This is a genomic window from Microbacterium sp. 1154, assembly GCF_031455375.1.
Classification (GTDB): Bacteria; Actinomycetota; Actinomycetes; order Actinomycetales; family Microbacteriaceae; genus Microbacterium.
The window spans coordinates 1,946,440-1,957,736 of sequence record NZ_JAVDSN010000001.1; the positions used below are offsets into that span (position 1 = coordinate 1,946,440).

The following is an 11,297-nucleotide window of genomic DNA, read 5'->3' on the forward strand; positions in this document are numbered from 1 at the left end:
ACCCGGCTCCCACCGGTCTTCCAGGTAACGAAAAGATAACGTCCAGAACCAGCACCCACACTCGGGGCCCGTGCCGACCCGACGGCACGACACCGTGCTCGAACCCGACGAGCGCGCCCCCGACGAAAGATTCCTGTTCTCTTGCTGCGTTCCGACATAAAGCTCACCCACGTCAACCGCGCCCGGCGCACCCTCGTCACGGCGGCAACCTGCGCCGGCCTCGCCTTCGGCCTGGTCGCGACGACCGGCCTCGCGATGGCGTCCCCCCTCTCGCTGCCCGACGCGTCGGCCTCGTCGTTCTCCGCTCCCGGCACCTCGGTTCCCGTGTCGACGGCGCCGACCCTCGATGCCGTCAGCACGGGGGCGAGCACCGCCCTCGATGGTGCGCAGACGGCGCTTTCGAACGCGAGCGCAGTGCAGGCCGACGTCGCCGCGACCGGACTCCCGCTCGCGATCGGCGACGCCGCGATCGATACGAGTGCCCTGCAGGATGCCGTGGACCGGCTCACCTCGCGCGATCTCCTCCCCGTGCTGCTCGTTCCCGCCCTCAGTCAGAACGCCCAGGCCGAGACGGATCGCGTGAGCGCTCGCGTCGCGGAGGTCCAGGGGAGCCTGGACCAGGCGAAGGCAGAGAAAGCGGCTGCCGATGCCGCGGCCGAGGCGCAGCGTCAGGCCGAGGCCGCAGCTGCCGCCGAGGCGCAGCGCCAGGCCGACGCGGCGGCGGCTCTCGCCCGGGTCAACACCACCGATGGGGCGAAGGCGTACGCCGCGCAGCTGGCCTCCGAGAAGTACGGCTGGGGGAGTGATCAGTTCTCCTGCCTCTCGTCGCTGTGGACCAAGGAGTCGGGCTGGAACTACAAGGCCTACAACAACGACGGCGGGGCCACCGGCATCCCCCAGGCGCTCCCCGGCAGCAAGATGGCCTCGTTCGGCGCCGACTGGGAGTCGAACGCCGCGACCCAGATCGCCTGGGGCCTCGACTACATCTCCCGCGGGTACGGCACCCCGTGCAGCGCCTGGGGTCACTCGCAGGCGATGAACTGGTACTGAGAATCCCCCCGGCGACGGCCCGCGGCCTTCGTCAGCGATATATCGTTATGTATCGCTGACTCAGATCGGGTCCGCGCGAAGGAGGTCGTCATGAGTGGTTCATTCTTGGGAGACGCGTTCGGCGGACGCGGTGGGAGCAACACCCCCGGCTGGCCGATGTCCAACATCCTCGAGGGTCTCGAGCAGCTGCGCACGCAGTTCGAGCAGAAGACCAGCTCCTCGCCCCGCATGAACAAGGGCGACGTGCGTTCAGCCGTCCTCTCGCTGCTGCTCGAACAGCCCATGCACGGCTACCAGATCATCCGCGAGATCGAGGACCGCAGCGGCGGATCGTGGAAACCGAGCCCCGGCTCGGTCTACCCCACCCTGCAGCTGCTCACCGACGAGGGTCTCGTGCAGGCCGAGGAGTCCAACGGCCGCAAGACCTACTCGCTGACCGCCGAAGGTCGTGCCGCCGCGGGCGACGAGACCACCGAGCGCACCGCGCCGTGGGAGTCGGCCGGTTCGCGTGACGGCGGCCGCATGACCGCGCTGCCCAAGGCGGGCGTCGAGCTCGCCCAGGCGGCGGCCCAGGTCGCGCGCACGGGAGACAAAGAGCAGGTGGCGCAAGCCGTCGAGATCCTCGACGAGGCCCGCCGTAAGCTCTACTCCATCCTCGCCCAGGGTTGAGGTCACGCCCGCTCGACGGGGGCTTCCCGCCCGTCGGCATCCAGGAGAATCGATGACCGACGACGCCCTCATGAAGGCCCGCTACCGGCGGATCACGCGCTTCGCGGCGCGCTACCTGGTGCAGGCCTGGTGGTTCGAGCTGTTCCTGCCGCGGTTCGGTCTCGGGTGGATCTCCGCCCGGGGCCGCACCCGGCGGCTCGAACGCATCGCCCAGCGTTTCCACGTGCTGGCGGTCGACCTCGGCGGTCTGATGATCAAGGTCGGCCAGTTCATGTCGTCGCGCCTCGACGTCCTGCCGCCCTCCATCACGAAACAGCTCGAGGGCCTGCAAGACGAGGTGCCCGCGGTCCCGTTCGCGCAGATGCGGGCTCGGGCCGAAGAAGAGCTCGGGATGCCGTTGCAGCGTGCCTTCGCGAGCGTCGACGAACGTCCCCTCGCCGCCGCCTCCCTGGGGCAGGCGCACCGGGCCGTTCTGACGCCCGAGCTCTCCGACGAGACCGGTCTGCGCGCGGTGGTCCTGAAGATCCAGCGGCCCGGCATCGACCGTATCGTCGACGTCGACCTCCGCGCCCTTCGCAAGGTCGGCGTCTGGCTCAGCAAGGTCTCTCTCGTACGCGACCGCGTCGACATGCCCTCCCTGGTCGAGGAGTTCGCGGTGACCAGCCTCGAAGAGATCGACTACCTCCACGAGGCGGCGAACTCCGAGCGCTTCGCCGCCGACTTCGGGGGAGAGGGCGGTATCGCCGTCCCCGACGTCGTGTGGGAGCGCACCACCCGTCGCGTCCTCACCCTGCAGGACGTCACCGCGATCAAGATCAACGACGTCGACGCCCTGCGCGCCGCCGGCATCGACCCGTCCGAGGTCGCTGCGCGCTTCGCGCAGGTCATGTTCGACCAACTCTTCGACGACGGCTTCTTCCACGCCGATCCGCACCCCGGCAACGTCTTCGTCACGCCGCTTCCCTCGACGACGGATGCCGGCACCCCGGCCTGGCGGTTCACGTTCATCGACTTCGGCATGATGGGCGAGGTCCCGCCGAGCCTGCGACGGGGCCTACGCCGCGTGCTCATCGCGGCGGCCTCACGCGACGGCAAGGGCCTGGTCGACGGCATCCGGGACGTGGGCGTCCTGCTGCCCTCGGCCGACACCATTCAGCTCGAGCGGGCGATGACGCAGCTCTTCTCGCGCTTCGGCGGTATGGGCTTCGCCGAGCTGCAAGAGGTCGACCCCCGCGAGTTCCGTGCCTTCGCGATCGAGTTCGGCGACGTCGTGCGGTCCCTGCCGTTCCAGCTGCCCGAGAACTTCCTGCTCATCGTCCGCGCGATGTCGCTGACCAGCGGCATGTGCAGCGCCCTCGATCCGGCCTTCAACATCTGGGACGCCGTCGAGCCCTACGCGCAGCGCCTGATCCGCGAAGAGAGCGGCAACGCCGCTCAGGCCTTCGTGCGCGAGGTGGGGGCCGTGGCCGCCGTGACCGCGCGCCTCCCGCGCCGCGCCGACAACCTCATCTCGCGCTTCGAGGACGGGTCGGTGTCGGTCCAGACCCCGCGTATCGAGAGGCGCCTGCGCGATCTGGAGCGCATGATCCGCCGGGTGGTGTCGGCGGTGCTCTTCACGGGGCTGCTGATCGGCGGCATCCTGCTGCAGGCCGAACAGGCCGTGCTCGGCACGATCCTCATGGTCGCGTCGGTGGTGCCGCTCGCCCACGCCGTCCTCGCCGGGTTCGTGGCTCGCCGCAACGGCGCCTGAGGAGCAGCGACCTTTCGCGCCGGCGGGACGTGTCACCTGCCGTCGAAGATCCCGAGTAACGCGACCGCCCCGATGAAGACCGGGAAGCCGTACACGGCGGTGCTCATCATGAATGTCGCGATGACGCGGACGTTGGCCCAGGACCCGTTTCGCTGCGTCAGGAACAGCAGTCGTCTGCCGTCGGGGCCGATGACCAGCGTCGCGGGCCGCCAGGCCATCGAGCGCGATCGCTCGCGCACCGCGTTGCGGGCGATGTCGACAGCGGCCTGACCGTCGACCCGCTCGTCCATGTATCGCAGCGATCGCTGTCTCACGCGGGGAACGACGTGGGCGAGGATCGCCTCCACTTCGCGCCACAGGGCCGGGTCGTCCCAGCGCCGACGGTCCGCGCGGAAGAAGACCACGCGGTCGTCAATGATCTCGACGTCGTATTCGCGCGCGTGGTCGGCGAGGGCGGCCATCACGTCGGGGGTGAGGACGTACAGGGCGTCCCTGCCGTATCCCTGCGGAGCGTAGGCGCGAAAGACGCGATCGAAGTCCCCCTCGAGCGAGATCCTCTGCCGCTCGGCGAGGTTCTCCGGCAAGCCGGAGCGCACGCCGTCGTTCGCGACCGAGTCGAGCACGAGGTGGGGGAGGGGGGAGGCCAGGGTGACGCTCACGTAGGAGCGCGGGCGCGTGCGCGGCATCCGGATCCGGATCGTGCCGAACTCGACGCGTCCGTCCTGGTCGACGAACCGTGGGTACTCCCGGACCCCGGCCGAGTGGCCGGTCACGATCGCCCGGAAGGTGTCGCGCCAGCTGGGCGCGGCGCGGTAGCCGTTCGCCCGGGCGGTCAGGGCGCGGCGTGCGCGGCGCAGCCGCACGGGGGTGGACGGCCTCCTCGACCAGACCCACAGGGCGATGCTCGCGGCGATCCACACGATGGCGATCACGAGCGTCACCACGAGGGAGTGCACGTCCTCCGCGGTGAGCACCCCGTCCTGTGTCACGTCGACCTGCAGGCCGGTGCCGAAGACCCGGAAGAACAGCGTCCACACCAGCGCCACGGCGTTCAGACGCACCAGCAGGCGACGACGGGTGGGCACCCACGGCGGCGGTACGTGCTCCGGGACCGTGGGCAGCTCGCGGCGGACGTCTTCGGCGGGAGCATCGAGCCAACGCAGGTCCACGGTCTCCCTCTCCGGCGGGTGTCGGTCCGCCCGCCCGTAGGGGGCGCCTCCCTAGACTGGCGCGGTGTCGACCGTTCCGCCCCGTCCCCTGTCGGCGTGGCGCTTCGACGGTACGCTCCGCACTTACCAGGCCGACGCCCTCGAGCGTGTCGACGTCGATGCAGGAGAGCCCGTGCACCTGGTCGCCCCGCCCGGGGCCGGCAAGACCCTCCTCGGTCTCCTCCTCGCCGCTCGTCGCGGCGGGCGGGCCGTCGTCTTCGCGCCCACCACGGCGATCCGTGCGCAGTGGGTGGCCGCCGCCCGCGCGCTCGCCCACGACGACGCCGCCGTCTCCGACGACCCGGACGACCCGGCCGACCTCACCGCTCTCACCTATCAATCCGTCAGCGTCGTCGACTCGAGCGAGGCGTTCACCGAACTGGCCCGTGCCCGCTGGGTCGCGGACCTCGTGGACGACGACCGCACGCCGGAGCAGGCCGACGCGTGGCTCGACGCGCTGAGCGCGAGCAATACCGAGGCGTACGGCCGTGGCATCCGCTCCCGCTCGCGCGCCGTGCGGCGGACGCTCGCGAGACAGGATGCCGCCGCCCTCACGGCGGCGCTGCATCCGAACGCCCGCGAGCTCCTCGATCGCCTCGTCGCCGCGGGGGTCGAGACGATCGTGCTGGACGAATGCCACCACCTGCTCGACCACTGGGCGCTCGTGGTGGCGGCGTTCGTCGCCCGGGTGCGGGCGGAGGGTCGTGAACCGCTCGTGATCGGACTCACCGCGACGCTTCCCTCGCCCGACGATGCGAACGAGTACGACAACTACGTGTCGCTTCTGGGAGAGGTCGACCTGGAGGTCCCCGTCCCGGCGGTGGTGCGGGAGGGCGATCTCGCTCCGTATCGGGATCTCGTGCACGTCGTCGCGCCGACCGATGAGGAGCTCGCTTTCCTGTCGGCCCATGCCGAGGCCCTCGCCGAGGCGTTGCGGACGACTTTCGCCGTCGGAGCCGGGCGCGCGTTCATCCGCGGCGTCCTGCAGCCGTCGCACCCGGCGTCCGAGACGGGTCGCGGCGAGGGCGGCATCCCGGCGCCAGCGGCACCGACGTCCGCCGGCGCGCGCGGGATCGAGCCGCCGCCCGCGCCCGCCGATCCCGTCGCCGAGATCGACGCGTGCCTGGCCACCGCGTTCGACGCCGACTTCGCCGGGGCCGAGGCGGCCGCGGCGATGTTCTCGGTCGTCGCCCCCGACGACCCGCTCATCGCGCGCCTCCCGGCCGTGGCGCGCCGCGCGCCCACCACCGACGAGACGCTGCGCCTGCTCGGCCGTTTCGCCCTCGACCGGGTCCTTCCCGATCCGGCGCGCGCCGACGACTGGCAGCGGCTTCGTCGTCTTCTCGCCGACTTCGGCTTCGCGCTCACCGACCGGGGCGTGCGTCGCACGCGCGATCCGATCGACACGGTCCTGGCGTCCTCGCTGTCGAAGGATCGCGGAGCCTGCGACATCCTCGCCCACGAACGCGCCGAGCTCGGCGACCGTCTCCGCGCCCTCGTCGTGACCGACTTCGTCACCCACGGAAACGTCCACGGCGGTCTGCTCGGCTCGGCGGGTGCGGTGCGGACCTTCTCCCTCCTGGCGACGGATGCCGAGACCTCGACGTTGCGTTCGATCCTCGTCACGTCCTCGACGGTGCGCCTCGCCGCCCGGCACGTCGACACCGTGCTGCCGGCGCTCTCCCGCGAGCTCGGCGCGCAGCTGAGCGTGGAGCCGTGCGCCGACGACGCCGCGTGCGTCGAGGTCCGCGGGACCGCGGGGACGGGCATCGTCGGAGCCGTCTCGCGTCTGCTGACCGCGGGCGCCCTCGAGGTCGTGGTGGGCACCCGCGGCCTGTTCGGCGAGGGCTGGGACTGCCCCGCGGTCAATACGCTCATCGACCTGACCGCGGTGGCGACGGCGTCGGCGACGCAACAGCTGCGCGGGCGCACGCTGCGTCTCGACCCGAACTGGGCGGAGAAGGTCGCCCACAACTGGACGGTGTCCGCGCTGCTCCCGCCGGCCGCTGGTCTCGACGCGCAACCCGACGCCGTTCGCCTCCGCCGCAAGCACGACCGGTTGTGGGGGATCGACGCCGACCATCCCGATCGCATCGTCCGCGGTCTCGCGGCCGCCCTCGGGCGGGAGCGCCGCGCTGCCCTCGACGACGTGCTCGCTGGAACCCCGGATGCGTCCGTGGAGCGGGTCGACGCCCTGGCCTCCGTCCCCCCTCGCGCCGCCACGCGCTCCGCGTGGCGCGTCGGCACCCCGTACGACGACCGCGAGGAACGGTCCGCGCTGATCGAACGCCCCGCGCGGACGCCCGTCTTCTCGACGTCGGTCGTCGCGACGCGCGCGCTGGGCGGGTGGTCCGTCGTGTCAGCGGTGGTCCCGGCTGCGCTCCTGGCTCTCGCGTTCTTCCTGCCGCCGGTCGTCGGCCCGGCCCTGGGCGCCGCCGGTGCTCTCGTCGGCGTCGCCGTGTGCGCGCCTCTCGTCACCGCCTGGCGCCGTGTCCGTCGGCAGGCCCGTGATGCGCCCGGGACGCTCCGTGACATCGCGGGGGTGGTGTGGACCGCGCTGGCCGAGAGCGGGCGCGTCCAGCCGCTGTGGGAGGCCCCGACCCTCGGAAACGAGCGAACGGATGCCGACGCCATCCGCGTCGAGGTGCGCATGCCGCACGCGAGCCTCGCCGACCAGCGCACGTTCGGCGCGGCCCTCGAAGACGTGTGCGGGCCGATCCGCACCCCGCGTTTCGTCCTCGAGATCGACCGCGGGGGAGGACGGTGGTGGGTGCGGCGCATCCTCGAGCGTGCGGGACGGTCGCACCCCCGCCAGTTCGTCGCCGTCCCCGCGGAGATCGGCCGTCGTCGCGCCGATGCCCTTCGCTTCCACGGGGCTTGGCAGGTGCACGTCGGACCGGCGCGCCTGCACGAGCTCGCCGGTCCCCAGAACCTCCCTCTGCTCGCAGAAGCGCGCCGCACCGGAGGGTTCTCCGGAGCGGCGCGCTCTGTCGTGAGATGGAGCTGAGGGCTCAGTACCACCCGGTCGACTGCGAGTGACCCCAGGCGCCGCACGGAGTGCCGTAGCGGCCCGAGATGTAGCCCAGACCCCACGAGACCTGGGTCGCGGCGTTGGTCTGCCAGTCGGCGCCGGCCGACGACATCTTGCTTCCGGGGAGAGCCTGCGGGATGCCGTAGGCACCGCTACCGGAGTTGTAGGCCTTGTAGTTCCAGCCCGACTCCTTGTTCCACAGCGACACGAGGCACGACATCTGGTCGTCGCCCCAGCCGCGGCTTGCGAGCATGTCGCGCGCAGCGGCCTGAGCGCCCGCGACGCTGTTGTCCCCCGAGCCGCCTCCGGTGGCGATGGGGGCCGACGAACCGCCGCCTCCGCTGCTGCCGGAGTTCGACGAAGACGAGGAGTCGGCCTTCTCGGCCGCGGCCTTCTCGGCCGCGGCCTTCTCGGCGGCGGCGGCCTTCGCGGCCTCCGCCTCTTGGCGCGCCTTCTCGGCGGCCTCTTCCTCGGCCTTCTTGGCGACGGCGGCGTCGAGGCCCCCGCGCAGCTCCGCGACGCGCTGGTCGACGGCGACCGAAGCCGCGGTCACCTCTTCGGCGAGGGCGGGAAGGAAGGTCTCCGGAAGAACGGATGCCGCCTCGAGACGGTCCGTCGCCTGCTGCAGAGCGGCGGTGTCCACCGTCGCGGGCTGGCCGATGTCGAGACCGGACGCCGCGATGTCGTTCTGCACGGTGGTGGCGGCCTGCATCGAGGTCGAGGCCGCGGTCTCGGCGGACTTCGCCTCGGTCTTCTCGGGCCCGGGGGTCGCCGCGAGAACGGTGGGGGTGATCGAGGAGGCGAGCGAGAAGGTCGCCGTCGAGAGGTCCGCGGGGGAGGCGGTGGCGGCCGGCGCGGTGCCGGTGAGAGCCGCGGCCGCGACCACGCCGAGCACGACTGCTCCCGCTGTCGTCACGGGGCGGCGACGAGTGCGGCGGGCGGCAAGGCGGCGGTCACGACGATTGATGGGGGGCGTCGAGTCAGAGCGCATAGAACCGGTTTCACGTGAGGGAGGGCGGTGCGGGTGTCACCGTCCGACCCGCGTTCAGCGGGCACAAGACGGGGAGCTTGGCACGTGTTTCTGGATGCCACCTGGGCGGTCGGCCTCAGATCGGCGCGACAAAAATGCCGATCGGGGGCGAATCGCTCGTGGCATGGCCGAACCTACGTCCGTCTGCCCCGCGCGGGGAGGTGTCGCCGTATGACGAGGCCGTCGCCGCGGGTGTCGAGCCCGGCACCGCGCGGGGAGTGCGGTGCGTTAGACTGAGGTGTCACACGTGGGTTCTGCCTATCTGGTGAGCCCGTGACATCGCACAAACAATCCGCTTCGCTTCGACTCGTGGCTGGAGTTCGCCTTCGGGCGGCGTCAGCGCGATGCCCCCGGTCTTCGGATCGACGGGTACAGGAGTCGGAGCCCGACACCACACCCAACTAGGACAACCCACTACATGACTACCGCAACGACCGCCCCGGCTACCAAGCAGGTCGCGATCAACGACATCGGCTCGGCTGAGGACTTCCTCGCCGCTGTCGAGAAGACCCTGAAGTTCTTCAACGACGGCGACCTCATCGAAGGCACCGTGGTGAAGATCGACCGCGACGAGGTCCTCCTCGACGTCGGTTACAAGACCGAGGGCGTCATCCCCTCGCGCGAGCTTTCGATCAAGCACGACGTCGACCCCAACGAGGTCGTCAACGTCGGCGATCACGTCGAGGCCCTCGTTCTCCAGAAGGAGGACAAGGAAGGTCGCCTCATCCTGTCCAAGAAGCGCGCGCAGTACGAGCGTGCGTGGGGCGACGTCGAGAAGATCAAGGAGAACGACGGTGTGGTCACCGGTTCCGTGATCGAGGTCGTCAAGGGTGGTCTCATCGTCGACATCGGCCTCCGCGGCTTCCTCCCGGCATCGCTCATCGAGCTGCGTCGCGTCCGCGACCTCACGCCGTACCTGGGTCAGGAGATCGAGGCGAAGATCCTCGAGCTCGACAAGAACCGCAACAACGTCGTGCTCTCGCGCCGCGCCCTGCTCGAGCAGACGCAGTCCGAGTCGCGCACCACGTTCCTCAATAACCTCCACAAGGGCCAGGTCCGCAAGGGCACGGTCTCGTCGATCGTCAACTTCGGTGCGTTCGTCGACCTGGGTGGCGTCGACGGTCTCGTCCACGTCTCCGAGCTTTCGTGGAAGCACATCGAGCACGCCTCCGAGGTCGTCGAGGTGGGCCAGGAGGTCACCGTCGAGATCCTCGAGGTCGACCTGGACCGCGAGCGTGTCTCCCTGTCGCTCAAGGCGACGCAGGAAGACCCGTGGCAGGTGTTCGCCCGTACCCACGCGATCGGTCAGATCGCTCCGGGCAAGGTCACCAAGCTCGTTCCGTTCGGTGCGTTCGTCCGCGTTGCCGATGGCATCGAGGGCCTCGTGCACATCTCCGAGCTGTCGGGCAAGCACGTCGAGCTCGCCGAGCAGGTCGTTTCGGTCGGCGAAGAGGTTTTCGTCAAGATCATCGACATCGACCTGGAGCGTCGTCGTATCTCGCTGTCGCTGAAGCAGGCCAACGAGTCGGTCGACCCCAACGGCACCGAGTTCGACCCGGCGCTGTACGGCATGGCCACCGAGTACGACGAGCGTGGCGAGTACAAGTACCCCGAGGGCTTCGACCCCGAGTCGGGTGCCTGGCTCGAGGGCTTCGACACCCAGCGCGAAGCGTGGGAGCAGGAGTACGCCGCTGCTCAGGGTCGCTGGGAGGCTCACAAGGCTGCCGTCGCCAAGGCCCTCGAGGCCGAGGCGGCCAACCCGACGGACGCAGGTTCGTTCGGTGGATCGTTCTCGTCCGAGTCGCCCGCCCAGGGCACCCTCGCCGACGACGAGTCGCTGGCTGCGCTTCGCGAGAAGCTCTCCGGTCGCTGATCCGTCTCACACTGAAGGCCGGTACCTCTTCGGAGGTGCCGGCCTTCGGTCGTTACCGGGCGCAAGCCCTGGTGGGCGACCGGGAGAGCAGGGCAGGATGAACGCATGGCTTCTCGACTTCCCTTGCTGATCACCCTCGCCGGCGTGGCCGTGCTGTTCCTCTCGATCTTTTTCGTCTTCGCGCTGGTCATCGGCGCGATGTTCTTCGGCGGGGTCGAGTTCACCGGAGGGCACACGGATGCCGGCGCCCTGGCGACATCGTTCGGATCACTCGTCTGACGCGAGCGAGGGGGCCCGGTCGGCGCACGCGCCGACCGGGCCCCCTCGCGCACTACCGCGGAATTCCGCGGAAACAGCGCTTCGACACGCCCGGGATACGGCTGAACTCGCTGAGTCGGCCGGAGCGACGTAAAGTATTACTTGTTCGCCCCACAGGGGAGAGCGGAGAGGCCGGAAGGCCCCGCTTCGTCTCAAGTGGCGGACCACCCAAAACCCTCATCTTCGTGGTGTACGGTTTTGGTTCGGTCGCATGACTGGTTCCCGAGGTTGATCTTCCTGAGATCCCAATGTGGTTCCGTCATCGTCGGCTGTCAAATGAAGTGAACTGCCTCACGGGTAGGTCGAGAGATCGTTTCTGTGGGTGCGTCCGTTCCTTGAGAACTCAACAGCGTGCACTTGTCAAATGC

General features: G+C 70.2%; 8 protein-coding genes. 6 read left to right on the forward strand and 2 right to left on the reverse strand.

Annotated features, from left to right (window positions below; all coding sequences use genetic code 11):
• Positions 1 to 141: 141 nt before the first annotated feature.
• The 3 genes from J2X55_RS09120 (at position 142) to J2X55_RS09130 (ending at position 3,469) form a co-directional block, all read left to right on the forward strand.
• On the forward strand, positions 142 to 1,050 hold the full coding sequence (locus J2X55_RS09120) for a phospholipase (RefSeq protein ID WP_115920666.1): 909 nt from the start codon (positions 142 to 144) through the stop codon (positions 1,048 to 1,050).
• Between the two features lie 90 nt (positions 1,051 to 1,140).
• Positions 1,141 to 1,719 (forward strand): PadR family transcriptional regulator, encoded by a 579-nt coding sequence (locus tag J2X55_RS09125; protein ID WP_115920668.1) that lies wholly within the window; start codon positions 1,141 to 1,143, stop codon positions 1,717 to 1,719.
• A gap of 52 nt (positions 1,720 to 1,771) precedes the next feature.
• On the forward strand, positions 1,772 to 3,469 hold the full coding sequence (locus tag J2X55_RS09130) for an AarF/UbiB family protein (RefSeq protein ID WP_309822985.1): 1,698 nt from the start codon (positions 1,772 to 1,774) through the stop codon (positions 3,467 to 3,469).
• Positions 3,470 to 3,501: 32 nt separating this feature from the next.
• Here J2X55_RS09130 and J2X55_RS09135 read toward each other — a convergent pair whose 3' ends face one another.
• Complete coding sequence (locus tag J2X55_RS09135) at positions 3,502 to 4,638, reverse strand: hypothetical protein (RefSeq protein WP_309822987.1); 1,137 nt, start codon at positions 4,636 to 4,638, stop codon at positions 3,502 to 3,504.
• 64 nt (positions 4,639 to 4,702) lie between these two features.
• Between J2X55_RS09135 and J2X55_RS09140 the strand changes: the two genes are divergently transcribed.
• Positions 4,703 to 7,684, forward strand: a complete 2,982-nt coding sequence (locus J2X55_RS09140) for a DEAD/DEAH box helicase family protein (RefSeq protein ID WP_309822988.1) — start codon at positions 4,703 to 4,705, stop codon at positions 7,682 to 7,684.
• Between the two features lie 4 nt (positions 7,685 to 7,688).
• Here the strand turns inward: J2X55_RS09140 and J2X55_RS09145 are convergent, their stop codons facing one another.
• The gene (locus J2X55_RS09145; protein ID WP_309822990.1) at positions 7,689 to 8,699 is read right to left on the reverse strand and encodes a lytic transglycosylase domain-containing protein; all 1,011 of its coding nucleotides are present in this window, start codon (positions 8,697 to 8,699) and stop codon (positions 7,689 to 7,691) included.
• Positions 8,700 to 9,156: 457 nt separating this feature from the next.
• On the opposite strand from J2X55_RS09145, the gene rpsA reads away from it, so the two are divergent.
• Both rpsA and J2X55_RS09155 read left to right on the forward strand, forming a co-directional pair.
• Complete coding sequence (gene rpsA, locus J2X55_RS09150) at positions 9,157 to 10,611, forward strand: 30S ribosomal protein S1 (RefSeq protein WP_115920676.1); 1,455 nt, start codon at positions 9,157 to 9,159, stop codon at positions 10,609 to 10,611.
• Between the two features lie 105 nt (positions 10,612 to 10,716).
• Positions 10,717 to 10,890 carry a hypothetical protein gene (locus tag J2X55_RS09155; RefSeq protein WP_181906563.1) on the forward strand — a complete coding sequence of 58 codons (174 nt, stop codon included), beginning with the start codon at positions 10,717 to 10,719 and terminating at the stop codon, positions 10,888 to 10,890.
• The last annotated feature ends 407 nt before the right edge of the window (positions 10,891 to 11,297 follow it).

Excerpts from the sequence above, each read along its gene's own strand:
- J2X55_RS09125 (WP_115920668.1), top strand. The coding sequence starts at position 1,141 with ATGAGTGGTTCATTCTTGGGAGACGCGTTCGGCGGACGCGGTGGGAGC.
- J2X55_RS09145 (WP_309822990.1), bottom strand. The coding sequence starts at position 8,699 with ATGCGCTCTGACTCGACGCCCCCCATCAATCGTCGTGACCGCCGCCTT.
- rpsA (WP_115920676.1), top strand. The coding sequence starts at position 9,157 with ATGACTACCGCAACGACCGCCCCGGCTACCAAGCAGGTCGCGATCAAC.
- J2X55_RS09130 (WP_309822985.1), top strand. The coding sequence starts at position 1,772 with ATGACCGACGACGCCCTCATGAAGGCCCGCTACCGGCGGATCACGCGC.
- J2X55_RS09155 (WP_181906563.1), top strand. The coding sequence starts at position 10,717 with ATGGCTTCTCGACTTCCCTTGCTGATCACCCTCGCCGGCGTGGCCGTG.